Raw genomic sequence first — 22,820 nt, forward strand, 5'->3', positions numbered from 1 at the left:
CTGCACTCCACCTTACGAGGACACGTACAACTTGTACAACGTGTACAGGATGCTCAAGTAGCGGATTTCCATTACCGGGATTGTCGATTTCCCCGGCAACCTACCCGCGACAATGCGCGTTGTCGCCGTTGACCTCCGGAACACGAACGCCCCTGGCGTGAAGGCGGTGATGAAGCATCGGTTACGCGTGCTCATCGGCCTGGAAGGAGACGGTCGCGGAGCAAGATAGCCAGTCGATGTGGCTCTTGCGCCCGCTGTCCTCGGCCTGGAGTTCGCCGCCCGCGCGGCCCGTGACGAGCACATCAGGGCGGCCCTCACCGCGATGCGCCGCGCCCAGCGGGAAGCGACGGCCCCGTCGATCGCCGAGGTCACAGAGCGCACCGGCGTCAGCCCCACCATCGGACGTCGCAAAAGCGCTGACCACCCGCGCTGACCTGCCTCGTGCCACTGCGGCCGGACGACAGCCGAGCAACTGAGCGACGACCTCACCGAGCAGCATCCGACCCACGCCGGCGCCACGGAAGCCGCTAGCGCACCCAGCCGGTGTAGCGGCGGCCGCCCTTCGGCTCCTCGCGCCATCCGGAACGGCGCCCTCCACCATCGGGTTCGAGTGCCGCCGAGACCGCCCGGACGAGCCAGGCGTTGACGGAAAGTCCCTCACGACCGGCCGCCTCCTCGATGCGCGGCTTGAGGTGCTCGGGGACACGCAGCGAGATCCGCGACGTGCCGCCGTCCTCACCCTCCTGCGGCACCCCGACACCGGCCGACGCCCCAGCCTCCGAAGCCCCCCGGGCTCCTGGAGTCGCGGGGCCGCCCGAAGCCGTGCGCCGCCGACCACCCGCCCCACCCGGCAACGCGTCAAAACCGCCCTCGCCCCCGTCCTCGAACGGGCGGTCCGTGGGCGGCGGCGTCACGACGAAGGAGGGGTCGCGCCCGCGCAACCGTACATCGACCGAGCCCGGTGCGAGTTCCCGGGTGATCTCGTCGGCGGCGGCGGACAACGCCTCCAGCAGAACAAGCCGCGTCGCCGACTCCAACGGCAAGGTGAGGCGCTCGGCGAGGGCGCGCGCGTCATCGCCGCCCGCCTCGGCGGCGACCGCGAGTTCGCGGCGCAGATTGTCAACGTACGGCGCGAGATCCATGACATCACTATGACGCCATAAAGGCGCCATGACAACTCGCGTCGCCGGCCTGAAACGCTGTTCACCTTTGACGCCACCGCCCGTCGACGGCCGCCGCAATCGCTCCAGCCGGATCTCGCCGGTACGGAACACGACCTCACGACTGGCCGCGAATATAGCAGGACGATCACGCGTCGACGACGGCGCGAGCTGCCGCCCCGGCGGGGCGACCTGCCTCTCGGGCTCCGGCCGTCGATCCCACCGCCCGCGCGGCGATCATCATGCCGTTAACCGACACCGGGATACCGTACCCAGATGGAAACCGTCACCCTGGACCGCCTGGACCGCTGTCTGGCACACGCGCTCCAGATCGACGGCCGAGCGCCCTTCAGCAAGATCGGCGAAGTGCTCGGCGTCTCCGAGAACACCATCGCCCGCCGATACCGGCGACTACGTTCGGCCGGGATACTCCGCGTCGTCGGCGTGGTCGACGGGCTCCGGCTCGATCATGTCTCCTGGGCGGTCCGGCTGCGCTGCACACCAGACGCCGCCAGCGCCGTCGCCACCGCCCTGGCACGCCGCAGCGACACCGCCTGGGTGAGTCTGCTCTCCGGCGGCACCGAGATCGCCTGCGGCACCCTGGCCCGGACGCCGGCCGAACGCGACGCCTTCCTCCTGGAGAAACTCCCCCGCAGCCGGCAAGTGGTGGGCGTCACCGCGCACCGCATGCTGCACAGGTTCGCGGGCGGCCCGGCAGGCTGGGCGGGCCTGCGGGCGCTGTCCACCGAGCAAGCAGCCGCACTCCTCGTCGATCCGGTCGTCGATCCGGTCGCGCAAGAGGGAACCGCCTCGCCCACCGACGAACCCGTCCAGCTCGACGAGGCGGACCACGCGCTGCTGGAGGCCCTGTCGAAGGACGGGCGCACCACCCATACCGACCTGGCCGCGATCACCGGCTGGTCGGAGTCGACCGTACGACGGCGCATGGCACACCTGCGGCAGACCGGAATCCTCTACTTCGACGTCGACATCCCACCCGAACCCCTCGGCTTCCACGCCGAAGCCTGGCTGTGGATGTCCGTGAAGCCCGCCAAACTCGCCACCGTGGGCGAGGCCCTGGCCCAGCACCCGGAGGTCACGGTCGCCGCCGCCACCACGGGTCCGGCCAACCTCTTCGCCGGCGTCACCTGCCGCAACTCCCGCGACCTGTATCGGTACCTGACCGAACGCATCGGATCCTTGAAGGCCGTACGGCATGTAGAGACGGCGCCCCTGATCCGGACCGTCAAGCGAGCAGGCGCCATCCTGCCCGGCTTCCACCAGGAGGGGCCCGGTTCAGGAGGGGCCCAGTCCCGCTGAGAGGAGTCCGCCTTCCCGCCGGGGGTCCGGCCGGCCGCCGCCAAGAGCACCCCGGCGCTCGGTAGGAGAGGACCCGCCTCCAGAGGCCCCGCTTCCAGTAGGAGAGGCTCGGCCCCGGTAGGAGAGGCCCGCCTCCAGTGGGAGAGGCTCGGCCCCCGGCAGGAGAGGTTGGCTCGACCTCAGACCGCTCGCCGGATTCCGGCTGATTGCCTGCCCGTCATGCCGGAAACCGCCGCGTCGCAGCACCTGGATCGCCTTCGCCCCGCTCCGACGCCGACAGTTGCCGATGACCAGAAGGGAATCACCACCATGCATGTGATCGTCATCGGCGCCGGACTCGGCGGCCTGTGCCTGGCCCAACGACTGCGCCGACTCGGCATCAGCGTTTCCGTGCACGAGCGAGACACCACGCCGGTCTTCCGCCACCAGGGCTACCGACTCCACATCAACGCCGACGGCCGGCGCGCTCTCGAACACGCCCTCCCGCCACGGCTATGGCGACTCTTCCTGGCCACGACGGGGACACCTGGCCCCCGCTCGGTGTTCCTCGACGAACAACTCCTTCCGCGATGGACGGCAGAGGCGGACTCCGGACCCGCGCCCCTGGCGGCCGACCGGCTGACCCTGCGTCAGATACTGCTGTCCGGACTGGAAGACGTCGTCACCTTCGGCAAGACATGCACCGGCTTCGAAACCACCCCGACCGACGGCACCGCGACCGACGGCACCGCGCCAAACCACACCACCACCGCGATGAACCACACCACCATCGCGCGCAGCCGCATCACAGCGAACGGCCGTGACACCGCCGCGAACGACCCCGTTGCCACCGCGAACAGCCGCATAACCGCCCACTTCGCCGACGGCAGCACCGTGACCGGCGACGTGCTGGTAGCCGCCGACGGCGTGAACTCCGTCATCCGCCGCCAGTTCCTCCCCCACGCCCGCGTCATCGACACCGGCCTGCGCCAGCTCTACGGCAGGATCCCCTTGACCGCCCAGACCAAAGCGCTGTTCAGCGACGACATGTTCAACGTCTTCACCGCGATCGTCGGCCCCGGCGGCGCCTTCGTCGGCGTGGCTCCGGTGGAGTTCCCGGAGCCGAGGGATCAGGCCGTCGCCCGGCACGCCCCCGACGTACGGCTGCACGACGTACGGGACTACATGACCGCCAGCTTCGGAACCCGCCGCGAGCACCTCCCCCGTACCGACGACGAACTCCATCGGATGACCGGCGCCGAACTCCGCGCGATGGTGCTGGACCTGATCGGCGGCTGGCATCCCCGCGTCCAGCGCATCGTGCGGGAGTGGGATCCAGCCAGCATCTTCCCCGCCATCCTGCGCACCAGCGTCCCCATCGAGCCATGGCCCACCAGCGCCGTCACCCTGCTCGGTGACGCCATCCACGCGATGAGCCCGGCCGGCGGGGTGGGCGCCAACACCGCGCTGCGCGACGCGGCCACACTGGCCGACGCACTGAACGAGGCGGCACACGGACGCCCGCTGGTCGCGGCGCTGGGCGAATACGAAGCCGCGATGACCGGCTACGGGTTCGCCGCAGTACGCGCCTCCGCCGACAACGGCCACCGCTTCCTCGGCCAGAACCCGCTCCCCACCGCATGAACCCCCGGGCCACCGCCCCTACGGAGGCCTCGTGGCGCGGACCCTGCGGAGGCCCCGTGCGGAGACCCATGGTGCTGATTCGGACACCTGAGAGAGCCGGCAGCCCGCCGACCCTCTTAGCAGAGCAAGCGCCGAAAAAGGCCCGGTCCACCGCTTCCTGCCATTGGGGCGCCTCGTGAACTGGTAGACGCTGCGGGCGTCGGTAGACGTTGGCCGACGTCCGCCACCATCGGCGAGTCCGCGAACGAGGTGGATGTTGGACCGACACTGGCGTCGCCTGGCCGGCCCGCCCCCCGACGATCTCCTGGAAGGCCCCCGGTCGTTAGATCAACAAGCCCCGCCCCGTCGCGGACAACCGTGCACCGGATGCTAGTTTGACCCTTCGTGTCTGACTATCTTCGCGATCTCTTCTCCCTGGACGGTCGGCGGGCCCTGGTAACCGGCGGCAGTTCAGGGATCGGTTATGCCATGGCCGAGGCGATCGGCCGCGCCGGGGCCGAGGTGGTGATCGTGGCCCGCCGGGAGGCCGAGCTCGACAAGGCCGTGCACCAGCTGCGGCAGCACGGCGTGACGGCCTCCCGCATCAGCGCCGACCTCGGCGACCGCGCCGCCGTGGAGCGGGTCTGCGCCGGCGCCGGCCAGATCGACATCCTGGTCAACGACGCCGCCAACAACATCCGCAAGCCCATGGCCGAGCTCACCGACGACGACTATGAGCAGACCATCGCGGTCAACCTGACCGCCCCCTACCTGTTCGGCCAGCACTTCGGGCCGAGCATGGCCGAGCGAGGCTGGGGGCGGATCATCAATGTGGGCTCCCAGCAGACCGTCAGTGCCTTCGGCAACAGCGGTGTGTACGGAGCGGCCAAGGCCGGGATCGGCGGTCTCACCCGTTCGCAGGCCGAAGCCTGGTCAAGCCGGGGCGTCTGCGTCAACACGATCATCCCCGGATTCGTGCTGACGCCGCTGACCGAGCCGGCCCAGGCCATCCCCGGCCGGGTCGAGGCGCTCGCCGCTCGCCACATGGTCGCCCGTAACGGCGTGCCGGCCGATTTCGCCGGTGCCGCGGTGTTTCTGGCCGGTGACGCCTCCGCGTTTGTCACCGGACAGATGCTGTTCGTCGATGGTGGGTTTTTCGTGCATTAAGTGAGTGCACGAAATCGACCGAGCGCCTTTACTTTGTAGATTACTTGCGGCGGATGTGTCGTACCTCCGCGCCTTCGTGCCAGGTGTCGATGACCAGTTCGTCGCCCTCGACCCGGGTCCACACGACCTCGGACACGTCGATCCTGAACAGGTGCGAGTCGGTGCCGGGCAGGCCCGCCTCGGCCAGCACCTTCGGGTCGGTGATCTCCACCGCGCGGCCGGCCAGTTTCACGTCGCCGGCCCATGACGACGGATCCGCCTCGTCAGGGTCGGGCGAGGTGGCGTGGATGGCCATGCGCGGATCTCGCCGCAGGTCGAGCGCCTTGACCGCGCCGGGCATGGACCCCATCCACAGCTCGCCGCCGTCAAGGCGCGACTCGGTGCCGCTCACCCTGGGAGAGCCGTCCTTGCGGAGCGTGGCCAGGACCTTGTGCTTGTGACGCTCCAGAATCCCCCGAGCGACCGCCGCCAGCTCGGGGGCCTGGATCTCGAACTCTTTCCACGACGTCATGCGAGCATCATGAACGACGCCACCGACAAAACCCGCCGGGCAGTACGAGTCCATCGCCTCCATGCCGACGGCCGGGCATGCCGACGGCCGAGGTTCTGACGGCTCGGCAGCGCGTACCCGGTCTCAGTCCCGGTCCGGCTCCTGGGACAGCTCGTGCGACAACTGTTCCAGCTCCGCTCCCCCCGCCATCAGGCCCGTCAGCTCCTCCCGCGTGATGTCCCCCTTGCCGTACTCCCCCAGGCTCGTCCCCCGGTTGAGCAGCAGGAACCGGTCCCCCACCGGATAGGCGTGGTGCGGGTTGTGCGTGATGAAGACCACGCCGAGGCCCCGGTCGCGGGCCCTGGCGATGTAGCGCAGGACGACGCCCGCCTGCTTGACGCCCAGCGCCGAGGTCGGCTCGTCGAGGATGAGCACCCGGGCGCCGAAGTGGACCGCCCTGGCGATCGCCACCGACTGCCGCTCGCCGCCCGACAGCGTGCCGACGGGCTGGTCGACGTCACGGATGTCGATGCCCATGGCCCGCAGTTCCTCGCGGGCCACCCGCCGGGCCGTGGCGACGTCGAAGGCCAGGCCCTTGCGGGGCTCGGAGCCGAGGAAGAAGTTGCGCCAGACCGACATGAGGGGGATCATCGCCAGGTCCTGGTAGACGGTGGCGATGCCGCGGTCCAGTGCCTCGCGCGGGCTGCCGAAGCGCACCTCGGCGCCGTCGACGAGGAAGGAGCCGGTGTCGTGCTGGTGCACCCCGGCGAGGATCTTGATGAGCGTCGACTTGCCGGCGCCGTTGTCGCCCAGGACGCAGGTGACCTGGCCCGCCTCGACGCTCATGGACACCTCGCGCAGCGCCAGGACAGAGCCGAAGGTCTTGCCGATGTCGCGCGTCTGGATGATCAATGCTTCACCTCCTCGGCGTACCGCCGCACCAGGCGGTTGGCCAGCGTGGCCAGCAGGAGCATGGCGCCCAGGAAGAACTTGAACCAGTCGGCGTCCCAGCCCAGGAAGACGATGCCCTTGTCGGCCATGCCGAAGATGACCGCGCCGATGGCGGCGCCGATCGCCGAGCCGTACCCGCCCGTGAGCAGGCACCCGCCGATCACGGCGGCGATGATGTAGATGAACTCCTGCCCGATGCCGATGTTGGCCTGCACGGAGGTGTAGCGCAGGGCCAGGATCGAGCCGACGAGCCAGGCGGCGACCGCGGTGGTCATGAACAGCGCGATCTTGGTACGGGCGGCGGGCACGCCGACCGCGCGGGCGGCCTGCTCGTTGCCGCCGACCGCGAAGATCCAGTTGCCCGCCCTGGAACGCATGAGCACCCAGGTCGCCGCGGCGGTGACCAGCACCCACCACAGGATCGCCACGCGGAAGGAGGTGCCGCCGATTTCGATGGTGCCCGCGAAGATCGTCCGGGCGCTCTCGTAGCCGGCCGCCCTGCGCAGGCCGCTGACCTGTACGGTGCCGGTCAGGGCCTTGGTGACGCCCAGGTTGATGCCCTGCAGCATGAGGAAGGTGCCCAGCGTCACGATGAAGCTGGGCAGCCGCGTCCTGGTGACCACCAGCCCGTTGGCCAGCCCGATGAGCAGCGCGACGACCAGCCCGACGAGCATGGCCGTCCACACGTCGAAGCCGTAGCGGGTGGCGAGCGTGACCAGGATGAGCCCGGTCGTGCCGGTCAGCACGCCGGCCGACAGGTCGAACTCGCCACCGATCATCAGCAGCGCGATGGCGACGGCCATGATGCCGAGCGTCGCGGCCGGGTCAAGCCAGTTCGCGATGCCCGCCGGCGAGCGGAACACCGGTGACTGGGCGGCGAAGAAGGCGAACACCGCGACCAGGCCGACCACGGCCCCCAGCTCCGGGCGGATCAGCAGCCGGCGGGCCAGGCCGACGCTGCCGATCCGTTCGTCGGCGGGAACAGTGGTCACCTGGTGCCCGCTTCTGCCAGTTTGGCCACCTGCTCGGCGTTGTCCTTGGTCACGAAGCCGGGGCCGGTGTTGACGGGCAGGCCGCCGCCGACGGTGTTGAGGTTGTTCTTGTACAGGTAGAGGAAGACGATCGGCAGGTAGCCCTGCAGGTACTGCTGCTGGTCGACGGCGAACAGGATCTCCCCGTCCTTGATCGCGGCCACCACGTCGCCCGACAGGTCGAACGTGCCCAGCTTGGTCTGCGTCCCGGCGTCCTTGATGGCGTCGCGGGCGGCGATGGCGACCGCCGGGTTGAGCGTGAGCACGCCGTTGAGCTGCTTGTCGGACTGCAGCTTGGCGGTGACCTTGGAGGTCACGTCCGCCAGGTTGCTCACATCGACCTGCAGCCGCTCGACCGTGCCGCCCAGCGTGGCCTCGGCGCCCTTGCACCGCTGGTCGAGGCCGACGTTGCCGGCCTCGTGGATGACGCACAGCAGCTTGGTGACGCCGGCGGCCTTGAGCTGTTCGCCCGCGCCGCGCCCGGCCACCTCCTCGGACTGCCCGACGTGGGTGATGGCGCCGAACGCCTTGGAGGAGTCGGCGCCGGAGTTGATCGTCACGACGGGGATCTTGGCGGCGACGGCCTTGCCGATGGCCTCCTTGAGGGCGTCGGGGTTGGCCATGGACACCACGACGCCGTCGACCTTCTCCGAGACCGCCTGGTCGATGAGCTGCGACTGCTTGGCCGGGTCGCCGTCGCCCTGGTAGGTGACCTTCACGGAGTATTGCTTGCCGGCGGCCTCGGCACCGTTCTTGACCACGTCCCAGAAGGAGTCTCCGGGTCCGGCGTGGGTGATGACGGCGAAGGTGCCGCCGCTCGCCGCGGCGGGCGCGGATCCTGCGGCCGGTGCGCTGCTCTGCGCGGCGGGTTGCTGCGCCGAGGAACAGCCGCTCAACGCCAGAGCGCCCAGCAATGCCACCACGATCGGGATTCGTCTCATCCGACACCTCCAAGACCAACGGGCTCGTCCCTGGTTCTACCCCAATGTCATCTGCTTGTATAGACATGCGGACCAATGGTGACAATCATGGTTTCGTCCTGATGTCAGGACATGATGGTCGCCACGCATTCCAGGAAGGACGAGCGACAAGGAGCCGCGATCACCCTCGATTCTACGCCGCCTACCTGGCCGAACTTCTGGTAGTAGAACGGAATCGTTCGTTCCCGTATGCTGGGGGGATGACGACCTCAGCACCGATGAGCGGCCGCAAGGCACAGGCCGCCCGCAACGACACGCTGATCCTCCAGGCGGCACGGGAGGTGTTCACCGCCGACCCGGGCGCTCCGATCGCCGCCGTGGCCGAGCGGGCGGGCGTCGGGATCAGCGCACTCTATCGCCGGTATCCCAGCAAAGAGGCCCTGTTGCAGAAGCTCTGCTTGGACGGGCTGATGGTGTACATCGCCGCCTCGGAGAAGGCGCTGGCCGACCAGGGCGACCCCTGGGACGCCTTCGCCACGTACATGCGGGAGATCGTCGAGGCCGACACCCACTCCCTGACGATCGCGCTGGCCGGGACGTTCCAGCCGACGCAGGAGCTGTACCAGGCCGCCGTACGGGCCAGTGACCTGGCGACCCAGGTGCACGGCAAGGCGTCCACCGCCGGTGTGCTGCGGCAGGACGTCACGGTGGCGGACGTGGCGATGCTGTTCGAGCAGCTGGCCTCGGTCAAGCTGGGCGAGCATGAGCGCACCGAGCAGCTGCGGCACCGCTACCTGGCGCTGCTGCTCGACTCGCTGCGGCGGCCGCCGGCCCATCGGCCGCTGCCCGGCCCGCCGCCGCAGGACGCCGAGCTGCGGGCCCGCTGGACGCCCGGCTCGCCCTGACACCGTCTTCCGGCGGAAGCCTCAGTCCTCCCCCGCCTTCCAGTGGAACAGGTACGACATCACGAAGCCGAACAGCCCGGTGACCCCGGCCGCCACGGTCATCGCCATGCCGAGGCTCGACACGGCGCCGGAGACCAGCCCCGGGGTGCCGGCGACCAGGCCGACGGCCTGGATCAGCACCACCACGACGCCGAGGACGAGGAAGACGACGAGCCCGATCTTGAACAGCGCCATCGTCACGCGCTTGAGGGTGTCCACAACGGATTCCTTTCGGGGAGATCAGATCAGATCGGCAGCACGCCGGTCGCCACCAGCACGCCGAGGGCCAGGATCGGGATGACGAACCAGATGATGAGCCGTCCGAACGTCCTGGCCGGGTCCACCCCGGCGATCCCGCTGGCGATGTAGATGGGGGCCGCGCCGGGAGGAGAGGCGCCCTCGGTGGAGGCGAAGATCATGATGGCGGTGGCCGCGGCCACGGGCGAGACCCCGGCCGCCGTCAGGGCGCTGAAGGCCACCCCGCCGACGGCGGCGATCGTCGCGCTCCCGGTCAGCGGCGCCGCGATGATCACGATCAGCAGCCCGACCAGCGTGGCGATGACGGCGACCGGCGCGTTCAACCCCTTCATGATGGCGGTGAGCTGGTCGACCAGGCCGAGCTCGCCCAGGCTGGCCGCGGCCGCGAAGGCGAAGAACAGCGTCGCGCCGATCACGGCGTAGCGCGGGGCCATGTCGCCCAGCAACTCGTTCCAGGCCCGCCCGGTGCGCGGCAGCCGCTTCCAGGCCACGGCCAGTGTGGCCAGGATGGTCAGCACGGGGATCCAGACGACGATGCTGATGTCGTCGGCGGCCTCGCCGACGCGCGACTCCATCCACTTGACACCGAAGTCGAGGGTCATGACCACCGGTACGGCGATGCCCGCGTACACCAGCAGCGACGTCCACCCGGCGCGCAGGGCGGCCCGCAGCGGGATCAGGTCGGCGGCGTCGGTGGCCTCGATCCGGTGGCGCCGTACCCAGACGAACACGACGACGAAGCGGTAGAGCACGGTCCACAGCCCGCCGACGAGCGCGGGCACGAACAGCTGGTCGGCCGTCAGCACGGGCGCCACGGCGGCCGAGCCGAGCAGCAGGAACATCGACGAGCTCGGCGGGATCGAGATGCCCAGCCCGGCGTTGCCCGCCACCAGCGCGGCGGCCAGGTCGGGCCGCCAGTTGGACCTGGTCATCCACGGGATCGTCACCGACCCCACCGAGGCGGCGATGCCGGACCCGGACCCGGCGGGCCCGCCGAGCAGCGCCGCGGCGGAGGTGGAGACGTACCCGGCGCCGCCGCGCAACCGCCCGAAGATCGAGTTCAGTACGGTCACCTGCTCCTGGATCAGCCCCAGCTTGGTGAGCAGGTAGCCCATGAACACGAAGGCCAGGGCGGCGAAGACGACCTCCTCGGCCAGTGCGTCGGAGATGCCCGCCCAGGCCAGGCTGAGGAAACCGGTACCGCCGAACAGGCACACCCCGAGGAAACCGATGAGCATGGCCTCACCGATGTTGCGTTTCAGGACGCCGTTCCAGACGACGATGATGGCGATGTAGGCGACGAGCGCCCAGACGGCGATGCCCATGGCGAAATGGCCTCCGTTGGGGGTGGTGGCGAAAAGGGAGCTGCGGCTTGTGGAGTCGGTGCTCGGGCGCGGAAAAGCCGGCCGCGGGGAAAGATCAGCCTTCGGGGGCGGGAAACCGGCCGCCACGAAAGATCCGGGAAGTCGGCCGCCGCGAAAGCGCGGAACCGGCCGCCGGGAAGATCAGTCCTCGGGCGCGAGCCGCTCGGCGAGGTCTAACGTACGGCGGGCCCTGGCGACGATCGGCGCGTCGACGAAGCGGCCGTCGGGCAGCGCGACGGCGCCCGCCCCGGCCCGCTCGGCCTGCTCGGCCGCCTGGACGATCTCGGCGGCCCGGTCCGTCTCCTCCCGCGTGGGAGCGAACGCCCGCCTGATCACCGGGATCTGGCGGGGATGGATCGCGGTCCTGCCGAACAGGCCGAGCGCGCGGCCCGCTCGGCAGGAGGCCGCCAGACCGGCCTCGTCCTTGACGTCGGGGTAGACCGACATCGGCACGGGCGGCAGTCCGGCGGCCGCGGCGGCGATGACCGCCTGGAGCCGCAGGTGGTTCATGGCGGCTTCGTCGGTGATCGACAGCTCGGCCACCAGGTCCTGCTCGCCGAGCGCGATGCCCGCCACGGCCGGGTGGGCGGCGATGGTGTGGGCGGCGACGATCCCGGCCGCGGACTCCAGCAGCGCGTACGCCCTGACGCCCAGCCCGTCCAGGAGGCCGGCCGACTCCACCTTGGGCAGCCGGACCGCGCCGAGCGCCGGCAGGCCGGCCAGCGCGTCGAGATCGTCGCGGCCGCGCCCGCCCGCCAGGTCGTTGATCCTGACGTGTATGTCAACGTTCGCGGTATGGCTCGCCAGGTAGGCGGCGGCGTTGGCCCTGGCCTCGTCCTTGCGGACGGGCGCGACCGCGTCCTCCAGGTCGATGATGACCACGTCCGCCCCGGAGGCGGCGGCCTTGTCGAACCGCTCGGGCCGGTCGCCGGGGACGTACAGCCAGGTGACGGGGGTGCTCACGCGATCACCCCGTCCTCGCGCAGCTTGGCGATCTCCTCGGGCCCGTAGGCGAGTTCGCCGAGCACCTCGTCGGTGTCCTGGCCGAGGGGGCGCCCTGGCCAGGAGACCGCGCCGGGTGTGTCGGACAGGCGGAACAGCACGTTCTGCATGGTGACCGAGCCCAGTTCCTCGTCCGGCACCTCGATGAAGGTGTCCAGGGCGGCGTACTGCGGGTCCTTGGCGATGTCGGAGACGTCGTAGATGGGGGCGACCGCCGCCTGGGCCTCCTTGAAGCGGGCGATGACCTCGTCGGCGTCGCGTTCGGCGATCCAGGAGGCCACGGCCTCGTCGAGTTCGTCGACGTGCTGGACCCGGCCCTGACCGCTGGCGAACCAGGGCTGCTCGACCAGGTCGGGCCGGCCGACCAGGGTGACCACGCGCTCGGCGATGGGCTGGGCGCTGGTGGAGATGGCCAGCCAGCGGCCGTCGCGGGTGCGGTAGGTGTTGCGCGGCGCGTTGCTGCTGGAGCGGTTGCCGGTGCGCTGGGGCACGACACCGAGCGCCTTGTACGCGCTCATCTGCGGGCCCAGGATGCCCAGGATCGGCTCGATGATGGCCATGTCGACGACCTGGCCGCGCCCGGTCTGCTCGCGGGCGCGCAGGGCGACCATGATCGCGTACGACATGGCCAGCCCGGCGATGCCGTCGGCCAGGGCCAGGGGCGGCAGGGTGGGCGGGCCGTCCGGCTGGCCGGTCATGGCCGCGAACCCGCTCATCGCCTCGGCCAGCGTGCCGAACCCGGGCTGGCCGGACATCGGGCCGAACTGCCCGAAGCCGGTCATCCGCGCCACGATCAGGCGGGGGTTGATGTCCATGAGGTCGCCGGGGGCCAGGCCCCAGCGTTCCAGGGTGCCGGGGCGGAAGTTCTCGACCAGGACGTCGGAGCGTTCGACCAGGCGGCGCAGGATGTCCTGCCCTTCGGCGCGCGACAGGTCGACGGCGGCGGCGCGCTTGTTGCGCGACAGCGTCTTCCACCACAGGCCCACCCCGTCGACCGAGGCGCCGTGCCCGCGCGAGGGGTCGCCGCGGCGGGGGTGCTCGATCTTGATCACGTCGGCGCCGAAGTCGCCGAGCATCATCGCGGTGGATGGCCCGGCGAACAACGTCGCGGCGTCGATGACCCGCAGGTCGGCGAGGCTCGTCATAACGATGTAACTTATAAGAAATATGTCATAGGTCAATACGCTTCTCAGATTGCGGGACACTGATGGTCATGCCGACCAGCGAGCCGCGTCCTCCCATGAGCAAAGCCGAATACGTCTACAACGTGCTGCTCGAGGAGATCCGCACGGCCAGGATCCCCGGTGGCACCGCGCTGCGCGCCGGGGCGGTGGCCCGCAGGCTCGGCGTCTCGGTCACGCCGGTCCGCGAGGCGCTGCGCAGGCTGGAGAAGGACCGGCTGATCAGCTACGAGGCCCACCACGGCGCGACCGTGGTGGACCTGGGCGACGACGCGGTGGAGGAGTATTACGGCCTGCGGGCGGTCGTCGAGGGCCTGGGCGCCCGGCTGGCCGCCACCCGCATCACCGCCGCCGACCTGGCCGCGCTGCGCGAGCTGCACGCCTCGATGGTCCGCGACGCCGAAGAGAGCCGGCACGAGCGGCTGGGCGAGCAGAGCCGGCACTTCCACCTGCGCATCGCCGACATCGGCGGCCCGGCCTTCCTCGGCCAGCACGCCAGGGCGGTCCGCGACAGCTTCCCCGTGCCCGCCGGGGCGTCACTGTGGCTTGACGACGAGCAGGTCAAGCTGCAACTCGACGCCCACGAGGGCATCCTGGCCGCCCTCGCCGCCGCCGACGGGGCCGCAGCCGAGCACATCATGATCGAGCACGTACGCCTGGCCGGCGACTACCGCAAGGGGCACTGACCACCCCCAGCCGGGCACGCGAGTCACCCAGTCGCGAGGGCGGGACGCAGCTCGGCCCAGGCCCATGCTCCGAGCGTCGTGTCGGTCGTGGTCACGGGGGTCCTCGGCTGTTCGGGGACGAATCCGTCGCGCAGTCCGGTGGACATGCCCATGATGGCCTCGACCCACGCCGGGGACATACCGGCACCGGCCAGCGTGGCGCGCATGTCGTCGTCGGCGACGCGCTGGGCGGTGACCGTGCGGCCCAGGACGTCGCCGACCACGGCCAGGGCGTCGTCCCAGGACAGGTGCCGTGGTCCGTGCACGCCCTGCACCCGGCGGCCCGACCAGTCGGCGCGCAGCAGCAGGGACGCGGCCACCGCGGCGATGTCGGCCGGCGCGACCCAGGAGAACGGCGCGCCGGTGGGCAGGACCACGGACACGGTGCCCGATCGGATGCCGTCGAGCTCGAACAGCAGGTTGCTGAAGAAGTAGCCGCACCGCAGATGGGTGACGGCGAGATCGGCGTCCTTGGCGACGACCCGGTCCAGCGTCTCCTCGACGCGGGCCAGCCCGTCGATCTCACCGGCGCCCTCGCGCAGCTCCGCTCCGACGCTGCTCAGCAGGACGGTGCGGGGGACGCGGTTCTCGGCGGCCGCGGCTGCGACGATCTCGCCGACCTCGGCGTACGCCGCGACGGGGTCTTCGGCCTCGCCGGGCGGCACGACCAGGAACAGCGCGTCGAGGCCGCGGGTCGCCTCGGTGACGGCCGCGGCGTCCCGCAGGTCGACCTCGCGGGCGTCGACGAGGTCGCCCCACGTCGCGCGGGGCTTGTCGGGGTGGCGGCTCAGCAGCCGCGGACGGACACCGGCGCGGACCAGGTGACCGACCAGGAAGCGGCCGACGTTGCCGGACGGTGCTGTGATAGCGATCTCCATGACGTCCACGGTATGAGGAGATGTGGCCGGATCCTGTCCGCGATTGTGGCGACACTGGAACTATGACCGATTTCGCCCCTGCCGACGGCGATCCCGCCGGACGGACCCTCCTGCTGCTGGAGTTGCTGGCCGCCCGGCCGAGCTGGTCGGCTTCCGATCTGGCCGGGCGGCTGGAGGTCAGCACCCGCACCGTGCGTCGCGACGTGGCCCGCCTGCAGAGGCTCGGCTACGCCGTCGAGGGCCGGCCTGGGCCGGGTGGCCACTACGCGCTGCGCCCGGGGCACCGGATGCCGCCGCTGGTCTTCCAGGACGACGAGGTGGTGGCTCTGGTGGCGGCCCTGCGCATGGTCGAGGGGATTCTCGCCGGGGACGCCGCGCACCGGGCGCTGGCCAAGCTGTCGCAGGTGCTCCCGCACCGGCCGCGCACCGTCCTGGACACCGCGGCCGCGGGCAGCGAGAACGTCGACGGCGAGGGCGGGGGCGTGGAACCCTCGGTCCTGGCGGCGCTGCTCCGCGCGGCCGATCAGGACCTCGTGCTGCGCTTCGGCTACCGCGACCAGCACGGGACCGCCAGCCGGCGGCGGGTGGAGGCGGTGCGGTGCCTGTACACCCGCGGACGCTGGTACGTTCTCGCCCACGACCTCGACGCCGAAGACTGGCGGGTCTTCCGCCTCGACCGCGTAAGGCGGCCGGAGGCGGGGGAACCGGGCTCCGGCGCCCACGGCCGACCGGCCGGCGACCTCGCGAACTGGCTCGCCACGGACTTCGGCCGCCGGCCCAAGGGGGTCACTTGAGCACGTGTGTCCGTGCGGACGTCCCCGCTCAGGGCACCACCTCGGCGAGGGCGGAGCCGCGCAGGTCGAAGCCGCCCACATGCGCCAGATAGTCGCCCTTCTCCAGCGGGTCGCCGACGTAGACGCCGCCCGCCTGCCGGACCAGCAGAGCGCCCGCCGCCACGTCCCACGGGTGGGAGCGGGTGCCGTACGCCACGTCGGCCCACCCGGCGGCGACGTGCGCGAGCTTGAGCGCGGCGCTGCCCACACGCCGTACGGCCGAGAAGGACTCCAGGAAGCGGCCGTAGCGGCGCAGCGCCCGCTCCCCGTCGAGCTCCAGGTCCAGCGGCGTGGGGTAGCTGGACAGCAGCATCGCCTCCCTGTCACGGGTCGCCCCCTTGCTGCGGATCGGGGTGCCGTTGCACCAGGCGCCCAGCGTGGAGGCGGTGAACTCGTCCTCGCGCACCGGGTCGTACACCACGCCCGCCACCAGCTCACCCCCCACCGCGGCGGCGATCGAGACGCAGAAGAACGGCAGGCCGGCGGCGAAGTTGGCGGTGCCGTCGATCGGGTCGACGTACCAGCGCAGCTCGCCCGAGCCGGTGACGCCGCCCTCCTCCCCCACGATCGCGCTGCCGGGCCAGCGAGCGGTGATGACGGCGCGGATCGTCTCCTCCGCCGCCCGGTCATGCTCGGTGACCGGGTCGTGGAAGTCGCGCTTGGTGGCGACCGGCGGCCTCGACCTGAAGGCCTTGCGCAGCCTCGGCCCGACCGCCCTGGCCGCCTCCGAGGCGGTGTCGAGCAACTGTGTCGCGTCCATGTCTCCTCCAAAAGCACTTCACGCGTATTCAGCACGGTCATGCCCAATTCCGCGCATTCGACGTACTTATCAAACTATGTCCGGACAGCAGATTGTCATGACCTACTACCTACACGTGAGATTTGTCAGGACATTCTGACCTGGGTTAATCTGATCAGCATGACCGCGAACCTGGCGATCGACCTGGACCGCTCCAGCCCCGTGCCGCTCTACTTCCAGGTGGCCGAGCAGATCGCCGAGGCGATCCGGCGAGGCGACCTGGCGCCCGGCTCCCGGCTGGACAACGAGATCCTGCTCGCCGACAAGCTGGGCCTGTCCAGGCCCACGATCCGCCAGGCCATCCAATATCTGGTGGACAAGGGCCTGCTGGTCCGCAAGCGCGGCGTCGGCACCCAGGTGGTGCACGGGCAGGTCAAGCGCTCGGTCGAGCTCACCAGCCTCTACGACGACCTGCGCCGCTCGGGCCAGGAACCGGCGACCCAGGTCCTCGCCCTGGAGCCCCGACCGGTGAGCGAGGAGATCGCCGCCGTCCTGGGCGTCGAGCCCGGCGCCGACGTGCTCTACCTCGAACGGCTCCGCTTCGCCGCCGGCGAGCCGCTGGCCGTGCTGCACAACTGGCTGCCGCTGGGCCTGGCCCAGCTGACGGCGGCCGACCTGGAGGGCCGCGGCCTGTACGAGCTGCTGCGCGGCGCGGGCGTGCGGATGCGGGTGGCCAACCAGCGCATCGGCGCCCGCGCGGCCAGCCAGGCCGAGGCCAAGCTGCTGGACGAGCGGCGCGGCGCCCCGCTCCTGACCATGCTCCGCACCACCTACGACGACCAGGGCAGGGCCGTCGAGCACGGCTCACATGTCTACCGGGCCTCGCTCTACTCCCTTGAGGTCACCCTCATCGAGCGCTGAGGCCGCGCGCCGCTTGACGTACCAGGTGGTGGCGATGCCGCACAGCACCGCCGCCACGAGCCCCACCCACGAGAAGCCCTTCAGCCACTTCTCGGCGACCATGCCGAGATAGAAGATCACCGCGGTGGTGCCGCCCGCCCAGACGATCCCGCCGAGCACGTTGGCGACCAGGAATCGCCAGTACGGCATGCGCAACGCCCCCGCCAGCGGCCCGGCCAGGATGCGCAGCAGCGCGATGAAGCGCCCGACGAACACCGCCCACACCCCGAACCGGTCGAAGTAGTGCTCGGCCTTGCCGATGTGGTGCGGCCCGAAGTGCTTGGGGAAGCGCCGTCCGAGCCGCTCGAACAGCGGCCTGCCGCCCTTGCGGCCGATGGCGTAGCCGATGGAGTCGCCGACGATCGCCCCCGCGCTCGCGCAGACGCCCACCCACACAGGGCTGACGACGCCCTTGGCGGACAAGAGCGCGGCGCTGACCAGCACGATCTCGCCGGGCAGCGGGATGCCGAGGCTCTCGACCCCGATCACCAGGCCGACCAGGGCACACAGCCACGCGGGCGGGATGGCCTGCAGCAGTTCGTCGATGTGCACGCAGCAACCCTAGCCCGGCCGACCGCCATGAGCGGACGTTCAGCTTCAGGCGGTCGCCTGGTCGAGGAGTTCCAGCAGATGGTGGTACGGCTCGCCGGTGGCGCGGGTCAGGCCGAGCTCGCAGGTGCGGTTGACCGAGGCGTGCGCGGCGAAGTCACCGGCTCGTACGGCGGCGGCCTCGGTGTGGGTGGCCGAGGCGGTGAGCTCCGGATGGAGCAGCCCGCGGTCACCGGCGAAGGCACAGCACTGCCACCCGTCAGGGACGACCACCCGCTCGGCGACGGCTTCGGCGACGCGGGTGATGGCGGCGTCCAGGCCGAGGCGGGTGGAGGAGCAGGTGGGATGCAGGGCCAGGGACGGCAGGCGGCGGTGCACGGTCAGGCGGGGCAGGAGGTGCTCGGCGGTGAAGGCGACCGCGTCGAGCACCCGCAGGTCCTGTCCCAGTGATTCGGTCAGGCGGTGGAAGCCCTCGGTGCAGGAGGCGGCGTCGCTGACGACCGGGATCCGGCCGTCGCCGGAGGCTTCGAGCAGGCTGTCGCGGACGCGGCGGGCCATGAGGTCATGGCCGTCGGTGTAGCCCTTGGACGACCAGGGAGTGCCGCAGCACAGGCCGCCGATCCCCTCCGGGACGTGCAACCGCACGCCCGCCCGCGCGGCCAGCCGGGTGAACGCCTCCAACACGCCGGGGCCGCCGTCGGCGGGGGCGAACAAGGTGTTCAGGCAGGACGGGACATACACCGCGTCCGCGTTCTCCGCCGGGTCCGGCCGGCGGCGCCTTCCGCCCCGGGGCAGGTCGCGGGTCCACCCCGGAACGGCCTCGGAGCCGGTGACGGCGCGAGCGGCACGACTGGCCGCCTCCGGCAACAGGGGCGGAACCGCTTTGGCCGTGTCCAGCGCCAGGTCGAGCGCGCCGCTCACCCCGCTCCAGTGCTTGGCGGCGGCCTTCCAGCCCTTCTGGGCCAGGCGGCCGTGACGCTCGCCGCGCAGGCGCTTGGTCAGGTCGCCGGTGTTGATCAGGACCGGGCAGGCGGTGGCGCACATGCCGTCCACGGCGCAGGTGTCCACGGCGTCGTAGCCGTACTCCTCCTCCAACTCGCGGGCGAGCTCGTGGTCGCCCGCGGCGTGGGCGGCGGCCAGTTCGCGGCGCAGCACGATGCGCTGGCGCGGGGTGGTCGTCAGGTCGCGGCTGGGGCAGACCGGCTCGCAGTAGCCGCACTCCACGCACCGGTCCACCTCGGGCTCGACGGTGACGACGGCCTTGAGGTCACGCAGGTGCGCGTCGTCGCGGTCGGTCAGGACGACGCCGGGGTTGAGCGCGCCGGCCGGGTCGCACAGCCGCTTGACCTCGCGCATCACCTCATACAGCTCATCACCGTACTGGCGGCGCACGAACGGGGCCATGACGCGGCCGGTGCCGTGCTCGGCCTTGAGCGTGCCGCCCCGGGCCAGGACGGCCCGCACCATGTCCTCGGTGAAGTCGGCGTAGCGCTTCAGGTCGGTGTCGAAGCGCTCGTTGAGCATGAAGTGCAGGTTGCCGTCCTTGGCGTGGCCGAAGATGACGCTGCGCTCGTAGCGGTGCTCGGAGAACAGGGCGATCAGCTCGTCGCACAGGTCGGCCAGGGCGGGCACCGGGACGGCGACGTCCTCCAGCAGGGCGGTGGTGCCGCTGGGACGGGCGCCGGCGACGGAGGCGTACAGACCTTTGCGGATATGCCACAACGCGGCCCGGCCGCCCGCCTGCCTGCTCAGCCGGGCCGGGGCCGACAGTGGCAGCCGCGGGAACAGCTCCTCGGCTGCCCGTTCTCGTTCGGCCAGGAGATCCGGGTCCGCTTCCTGCCATTCGATCAGCAGGGCGGCGTGCTCGGCGACGGCGAGCGTGCGCAGCACCTCGTCGGCCTTGGGGTCGGTCTGGGCCACGCGCAGGGACTCGGCGTCCAGCAGTTCGACGGCGGCGGGCGTGGCGGCGACCAGATCGGGCATCGCGGCCATGGCCTGGCGCAGGGTGGGGAAGAGGAGCAGGCCGGTGGCGGCCAGCCGGTGGGCGGGGACCGTGCGCAGCACCGCCTCGGCGACGAAGCCCAAGGTGCCCTCGCTGCCGATGGCCAGATGGGCCAGGATCTGGGCGGGCGATGAGTGGTCGAGGAAGCTGTTGAGGCCGTAGCCCATGGTGTTCTTCAGCGAGAACTGGGCGGTGATGCGGCCCACCGAGTCGGGGTTGCCGCGCACGCGCTCACGCAGCCGCTCCAGGCCCTCGGCCAGCGCGGGCTCCAGGGCACGCAGCCGCTCGTCGGCGTCGGGGGCGCCGGTGTCGATGACGGTGCCGCTGGGCAGTACCAGCGTCATCGACTCCAGGGTCTGGTAGGTGTTGGCGTGCGTGCCGCAGGTCATGCCGCTGGAGTTGTTGGCCACGACGCCGCCGATCGTGCACGCCGACTCACTGGCCGGGTCCGGGCCGAGCTTGCGGCCGTACGGCGCGAGGCGGGCGTTGACCTGCCGCAGTACCGCGCCCGGCTGCACCCGCACCCGCGCCCCGCCGTCCAGCACCTCGATGCCGCGGAAATGCCGCCGGGTGTCCACGAGGAGGTGCTCGCTGACCCCCTGCCCGCTCAGGCTGGTGCCGCCGGAACGGAAGGTGAGCGGCAGGCCCGTACGCAGCAGCGCCGCCACCTGCTCCGCGCTCTCGGGCACCAGCACGGCCTGCGGGGTGAGCAGGTAGTGCGAGGCGTCGTGCGCCATGCCGAGCCGGTCACTGGCCCTGGTGCGGGCGATCCCGGGGACGGCTGCCTCCACCGCCGACAGTACGGCGGCATCGGGGAGGGGCATTGTGCTGCTCACGCGTGCTTGCCTCACAGTCGCGGATCGATGTGGATCTTCGGGCCGGGCCCGGCGTCGTCAGGCCGGTGCCCGGCCAGGACGTCGGCCGTCGCGGCCAGGCCGACCGTGGCGGCCACCAGCGGGCGGGGGTCCAGTGAACCATTGGCGTAGGCGGCGATGGCGCCCGCCAGCCCGGCCGAGCCGCCGAGGATGCCGACGGCGGTGACATCCCGCAGCAACAGGTCGCGGGTGTCGAGGGTACTCGGTGTCGCGGCCAGGCCGATGTAGACGACGCGTCGCGCGGGCTCGACGAGGTCGAGCGCCAGGGCGGGCAGCTGCGGGGCGTTGGAGGCGTCGACCACCGCATGCCACGCCAGCTCCGGCAGCGTCTGCCGGGTCCAGACGCCGGTGAGTCCGAGGGTCCGCGCGACATCCGGGGTGTGCAGCCCCATCAGGTGTACTTCTACGCCTTCCGCACGGGCGAACAGGGCCACGAGCAGGCCGATCGCGCCCGTGCCAAGGACCAGCAGCCGCTCCCCCGGCCGCAGCGCGGCCGCGCGGAAGGCTCTGAGCGCGTTGGCGCCCGGCTCGACCAGCGCGCCGAGCGTGGCGTCCATCATGTCGGGCAGCGCGTGCAGGGCCGTGGCCGGCACGGCGAGCTGCTCGGCCAGCGCTCCGGGACGGCCGCGGCTGATGCCGATCTCCACCATGTCGGCGCAGACGTGGTGGTCACCGGCCGCGCACCGGTCGCAGTGGCCGCAGCCGAGCATGGTGTCACCGGTGACCCGGCGGCCCAGCCAGCCGCCGTCCACGCCCTCACCGGCCGCGCTGACCACGCCGGTCCACTCGTGACCGGGGCGCAACGGGTACCAGGACCGGCCGGTGTGCAGGTAGCTCATCTCGCCGGTGAACAGCTCCACGTCGGTGCCGCACACGCCGACCCGCTCGACGTCGACGACCACCTCCCCGGGGGCGGCGAGCGGCGGCGCCACCTCCTGGACTTCGGCCTTGCCCGGGCCGGTCAGGACGAGGGCGCGCACTAGCGGGGACCTACGACCCGCTGGCGCTGGCTGCCGAGCCCGTCGATGCCGAGCTCCATCACGTCGCCGGGCTGGAGCCAGATCTGGGGGTCGTGGCCCATGCCGACGCCGGGCGGGGTGCCGGTGTTGATCAGGTCGCCGGGCTCCAGCACCATGAACTGGCTCAGGTGGTGCACGATGACGTACGGGTCGAAGATCATCGTCTTGGTGGTGCCGGTCTGGCGGCGCACGCCGTTGACGTCCAGCCGCATGCCGAGGGCGGTGACGTCGGCGATCTCGTCGGGGGTGACCAGCCAAGGACCCGCCGGGTTGAACGTCTCGGCGGACTTGCCCTTGCTCCACTGCCCGCCGCGCTCCATCTGGAAGGCGCGCTCACTGACGTCGTTGACCACGCAGTAGCCGGCGATGACGTCGCGGGCCTGCTCGGCCGAGTCCAAGTAGGAGGTGCGGCGGCCGATGACGATGCCCAGCTCCACCTCCCAGTCGGGCTTCGTCGAGCCGCGCGGGATGCGCACCTCGTCATACGGGCCGACGAGCGTGTTGGGCGACTTGGTGAACAGGATCGGCTCATCCGGGACCGCCTGGCCGGTCTCGGCGGCGTGGTCGCTGTAGTTGAGGCCGATGCACAGGATCTGGTGCGGCCGGGCGATCGGCGCCCCGACCCGCTCACCGGCGAACTCCGCCACCTGACCGGCCGCGATACGGTCGGCGACCGGTCCGGCCAGCAGGGCCGTGCCGCCGGCGCCGAAGAAGCGCTCGTCGAAGTCGGGCGTCAAATCAGAGACGTCCACGTAGTGGGTGTCGTCCACGCGGACGACGGGCTTTTCGGCGCCGGGGACGCCGATGCGCATGAGGTACACGATCAGTCTCCGTGAATCTTCGGTAGGGC

At 71.2% G+C, this 22,820-nt stretch carries 23 protein-coding genes; 8 read left to right on the plus strand and 15 right to left on the minus strand.

All coding sequences use genetic code 11. The features are described from left to right. The first annotated feature begins 238 nt into the window (after window positions 1-238). Window positions 239-433, plus strand: coding sequence for a hypothetical protein (locus ACQP2T_RS32785; RefSeq protein WP_433508768.1), 195 nt, complete (start codon window positions 239-241; stop codon window positions 431-433). Window positions 434-527: 94 nt separating this feature from the next. On the opposite strand, the gene ACQP2T_RS32790 is transcribed toward ACQP2T_RS32785, so the two are convergent. After that, a complete protein-coding gene (locus tag ACQP2T_RS32790) occupies window positions 528-1,142 on the minus strand; it encodes a hypothetical protein (protein WP_433508769.1) in 615 nt (204 codons plus the stop codon). 294 nt (window positions 1,143-1,436) lie between these two features. Between ACQP2T_RS32790 and ACQP2T_RS32795 the strand changes: the two genes are divergently transcribed. From ACQP2T_RS32795 to ACQP2T_RS32805, 3 genes are all read left to right on the plus strand, one after another. Beyond that, on the plus strand, window positions 1,437-2,480 hold the full coding sequence (locus ACQP2T_RS32795) for an Lrp/AsnC family transcriptional regulator (RefSeq protein ID WP_433508770.1): 1,044 nt from the start codon (window positions 1,437-1,439) through the stop codon (window positions 2,478-2,480). A 309-nt stretch (window positions 2,481-2,789) separates the two neighbouring features. Beyond that, a complete protein-coding gene (locus tag ACQP2T_RS32800) occupies window positions 2,790-4,103 on the plus strand; it encodes an FAD-dependent oxidoreductase (protein WP_433508771.1) in 1,314 nt (437 codons plus the stop codon). Window positions 4,104-4,487: 384 nt separating this feature from the next. Continuing rightward, complete coding sequence (locus ACQP2T_RS32805; RefSeq protein ID WP_433508772.1) at window positions 4,488-5,249, plus strand: SDR family NAD(P)-dependent oxidoreductase; 762 nt, start codon at window positions 4,488-4,490, stop codon at window positions 5,247-5,249. Window positions 5,250-5,289: 40 nt separating this feature from the next. On the opposite strand, the gene ACQP2T_RS32810 is transcribed toward ACQP2T_RS32805, so the two are convergent. The 4 genes from ACQP2T_RS32810 to ACQP2T_RS32825 all read right to left on the minus strand — a co-directional run bounded on the left by ACQP2T_RS32810 (window position 5,290) and on the right by ACQP2T_RS32825 (window position 8,662). Continuing rightward, window positions 5,290-5,760, minus strand: a complete 471-nt coding sequence (locus ACQP2T_RS32810; RefSeq protein WP_433508773.1) for a pyridoxamine 5'-phosphate oxidase family protein — start codon at window positions 5,758-5,760, stop codon at window positions 5,290-5,292. A gap of 123 nt (window positions 5,761-5,883) precedes the next feature. Continuing rightward, window positions 5,884-6,651 carry an ATP-binding cassette domain-containing protein gene (locus ACQP2T_RS32815; protein WP_358447426.1) on the minus strand — a complete coding sequence of 256 codons (768 nt, stop codon included), beginning with the start codon at window positions 6,649-6,651 and terminating at the stop codon, window positions 5,884-5,886. Beyond that, on the minus strand, window positions 6,648-7,682 hold the full coding sequence (locus ACQP2T_RS32820; protein WP_433508774.1) for an ABC transporter permease: 1,035 nt from the start codon (window positions 7,680-7,682) through the stop codon (window positions 6,648-6,650). The genes ACQP2T_RS32815 and ACQP2T_RS32820 overlap by 4 nt, the downstream gene beginning before the upstream one ends. Continuing rightward, window positions 7,679-8,662, minus strand: coding sequence for a sugar ABC transporter substrate-binding protein (locus ACQP2T_RS32825; RefSeq protein WP_433508775.1), 984 nt, complete (start codon window positions 8,660-8,662; stop codon window positions 7,679-7,681). Before ACQP2T_RS32825 ends, ACQP2T_RS32820 begins: the two co-directional genes overlap by 4 nt. A 239-nt stretch (window positions 8,663-8,901) precedes the next feature. On the opposite strand from ACQP2T_RS32825, the gene ACQP2T_RS32830 reads away from it, so the two are divergent. After that, window positions 8,902-9,546, plus strand: coding sequence for a TetR/AcrR family transcriptional regulator (locus tag ACQP2T_RS32830; RefSeq protein ID WP_433508776.1), 645 nt, complete (start codon window positions 8,902-8,904; stop codon window positions 9,544-9,546). A 21-nt stretch (window positions 9,547-9,567) separates the two neighbouring features. Here the strand turns inward: ACQP2T_RS32830 and ACQP2T_RS32835 are convergent, their stop codons facing one another. The 4 genes from ACQP2T_RS32835 to ACQP2T_RS32850 all read right to left on the minus strand — a co-directional run bounded on the left by ACQP2T_RS32835 (window position 9,568) and on the right by ACQP2T_RS32850 (window position 13,354). Further along, window positions 9,568-9,804, minus strand: coding sequence for a hypothetical protein (locus ACQP2T_RS32835; protein WP_364002728.1), 237 nt, complete (start codon window positions 9,802-9,804; stop codon window positions 9,568-9,570). A gap of 26 nt (window positions 9,805-9,830) precedes the next feature. After that, window positions 9,831-11,168, minus strand: coding sequence for a TRAP transporter large permease subunit (locus ACQP2T_RS32840; RefSeq protein ID WP_433508777.1), 1,338 nt, complete (start codon window positions 11,166-11,168; stop codon window positions 9,831-9,833). A 180-nt stretch (window positions 11,169-11,348) separates the two neighbouring features. Then, entirely contained in the window at window positions 11,349-12,170 is an 822-nt protein-coding gene (locus ACQP2T_RS32845; RefSeq protein WP_433508778.1) for an HpcH/HpaI aldolase/citrate lyase family protein, read from the minus strand. Further along, window positions 12,167-13,354: a CaiB/BaiF CoA transferase family protein gene (locus tag ACQP2T_RS32850; protein ID WP_433508779.1), complete on the minus strand. Its 1,188-nt coding sequence runs from the start codon at window positions 13,352-13,354 to the stop codon at window positions 12,167-12,169. Before ACQP2T_RS32850 ends, ACQP2T_RS32845 begins: the two co-directional genes overlap by 4 nt. A gap of 95 nt (window positions 13,355-13,449) precedes the next feature. On the opposite strand from ACQP2T_RS32850, the gene ACQP2T_RS32855 reads away from it, so the two are divergent. After that, window positions 13,450-14,076 (plus strand): GntR family transcriptional regulator, encoded by a 627-nt coding sequence (locus tag ACQP2T_RS32855; RefSeq protein ID WP_433508780.1) that lies wholly within the window; start codon window positions 13,450-13,452, stop codon window positions 14,074-14,076. Window positions 14,077-14,099: 23 nt separating this feature from the next. Here ACQP2T_RS32855 and ACQP2T_RS32860 read toward each other — a convergent pair whose 3' ends face one another. Next, window positions 14,100-14,993 carry an NAD(P)H-binding protein gene (locus ACQP2T_RS32860; RefSeq protein WP_433508781.1) on the minus strand — a complete coding sequence of 298 codons (894 nt, stop codon included), beginning with the start codon at window positions 14,991-14,993 and terminating at the stop codon, window positions 14,100-14,102. 62 nt (window positions 14,994-15,055) lie between these two features. Between ACQP2T_RS32860 and ACQP2T_RS32865 the strand changes: the two genes are divergently transcribed. Next, window positions 15,056-15,787 (plus strand): helix-turn-helix transcriptional regulator, encoded by a 732-nt coding sequence (locus ACQP2T_RS32865; protein WP_433508782.1) that lies wholly within the window; start codon window positions 15,056-15,058, stop codon window positions 15,785-15,787. Window positions 15,788-15,815: 28 nt separating this feature from the next. Here the strand turns inward: ACQP2T_RS32865 and ACQP2T_RS32870 are convergent, their stop codons facing one another. Beyond that, window positions 15,816-16,586: an inositol monophosphatase family protein gene (locus ACQP2T_RS32870; RefSeq protein ID WP_433508783.1), complete on the minus strand. Its 771-nt coding sequence runs from the start codon at window positions 16,584-16,586 to the stop codon at window positions 15,816-15,818. A 159-nt stretch (window positions 16,587-16,745) separates the two neighbouring features. On the opposite strand from ACQP2T_RS32870, the gene ACQP2T_RS32875 reads away from it, so the two are divergent. Further along, window positions 16,746-17,486: a GntR family transcriptional regulator gene (locus ACQP2T_RS32875; protein ID WP_433508784.1), complete on the plus strand. Its 741-nt coding sequence runs from the start codon at window positions 16,746-16,748 to the stop codon at window positions 17,484-17,486. Here the strand turns inward: ACQP2T_RS32875 and ACQP2T_RS32880 are convergent. The 4 genes from ACQP2T_RS32880 to ACQP2T_RS32895 are packed head-to-tail and all read right to left on the minus strand — an operon-like array spanning window position 17,430 to window position 22,791. Next, window positions 17,430-18,077 (minus strand): DedA family protein, encoded by a 648-nt coding sequence (locus tag ACQP2T_RS32880; protein WP_433508785.1) that lies wholly within the window; start codon window positions 18,075-18,077, stop codon window positions 17,430-17,432. The two genes, ACQP2T_RS32875 and ACQP2T_RS32880, sit on opposite strands and share 57 nt — an antisense overlap. Before the next feature lie 45 nt (window positions 18,078-18,122). Beyond that, complete coding sequence (locus ACQP2T_RS32885) at window positions 18,123-20,900, minus strand: FAD-binding and (Fe-S)-binding domain-containing protein (protein WP_433508786.1); 2,778 nt, start codon at window positions 20,898-20,900, stop codon at window positions 18,123-18,125. A gap of 23 nt (window positions 20,901-20,923) precedes the next feature. After that, entirely contained in the window at window positions 20,924-21,931 is a 1,008-nt protein-coding gene (locus tag ACQP2T_RS32890) for a zinc-dependent alcohol dehydrogenase (protein ID WP_433508787.1), read from the minus strand. Continuing rightward, entirely contained in the window at window positions 21,931-22,791 is an 861-nt protein-coding gene (locus ACQP2T_RS32895) for a fumarylacetoacetate hydrolase family protein (protein ID WP_433508788.1), read from the minus strand. The genes ACQP2T_RS32890 and ACQP2T_RS32895 overlap by 1 nt, the downstream gene beginning before the upstream one ends. Window positions 22,792-22,820: the final 29 nt, after the last annotated feature.

The organism is Nonomuraea sp. CA-143628 (assembly GCF_050942315.1).
Lineage (GTDB): Bacteria > Actinomycetota > Actinomycetes > Streptosporangiales > Streptosporangiaceae > Nonomuraea.

What these genes read in the sequence shown, in the direction of transcription:
- ACQP2T_RS32800 (WP_433508771.1), top strand. Translation starts at nt 2,790, where the DNA reads ATGCATGTGATCGTCATCGGCGCCGGACTCGGCGGCCTGTGCCTGGCC.
- ACQP2T_RS32825 (WP_433508775.1), bottom strand. Translation starts at nt 8,662, where the DNA reads ATGAGACGAATCCCGATCGTGGTGGCATTGCTGGGCGCTCTGGCGTTG.
- ACQP2T_RS32870 (WP_433508783.1), bottom strand. Translation starts at nt 16,586, where the DNA reads ATGGACGCGACACAGTTGCTCGACACCGCCTCGGAGGCGGCCAGGGCG.
- ACQP2T_RS32860 (WP_433508781.1), bottom strand. Translation starts at nt 14,993, where the DNA reads ATGGAGATCGCTATCACAGCACCGTCCGGCAACGTCGGCCGCTTCCTG.
- ACQP2T_RS32810 (WP_433508773.1), bottom strand. Translation starts at nt 5,760, where the DNA reads ATGACGTCGTGGAAAGAGTTCGAGATCCAGGCCCCCGAGCTGGCGGCG.
- ACQP2T_RS32790 (WP_433508769.1), bottom strand. Translation starts at nt 1,142, where the DNA reads ATGGATCTCGCGCCGTACGTTGACAATCTGCGCCGCGAACTCGCGGTC.
- ACQP2T_RS32850 (WP_433508779.1), bottom strand. Translation starts at nt 13,354, where the DNA reads ATGACGAGCCTCGCCGACCTGCGGGTCATCGACGCCGCGACGTTGTTC.
- ACQP2T_RS32855 (WP_433508780.1), top strand. Translation starts at nt 13,450, where the DNA reads ATGAGCAAAGCCGAATACGTCTACAACGTGCTGCTCGAGGAGATCCGC.
- ACQP2T_RS32875 (WP_433508784.1), top strand. Translation starts at nt 16,746, where the DNA reads ATGACCGCGAACCTGGCGATCGACCTGGACCGCTCCAGCCCCGTGCCG.
- ACQP2T_RS32840 (WP_433508777.1), bottom strand. Translation starts at nt 11,168, where the DNA reads ATGGGCATCGCCGTCTGGGCGCTCGTCGCCTACATCGCCATCATCGTC.
- ACQP2T_RS32885 (WP_433508786.1), bottom strand. Translation starts at nt 20,900, where the DNA reads ATGCCCCTCCCCGATGCCGCCGTACTGTCGGCGGTGGAGGCAGCCGTC.
- ACQP2T_RS32865 (WP_433508782.1), top strand. Translation starts at nt 15,056, where the DNA reads ATGACCGATTTCGCCCCTGCCGACGGCGATCCCGCCGGACGGACCCTC.
- ACQP2T_RS32830 (WP_433508776.1), top strand. Translation starts at nt 8,902, where the DNA reads ATGACGACCTCAGCACCGATGAGCGGCCGCAAGGCACAGGCCGCCCGC.
- ACQP2T_RS32795 (WP_433508770.1), top strand. Translation starts at nt 1,437, where the DNA reads ATGGAAACCGTCACCCTGGACCGCCTGGACCGCTGTCTGGCACACGCG.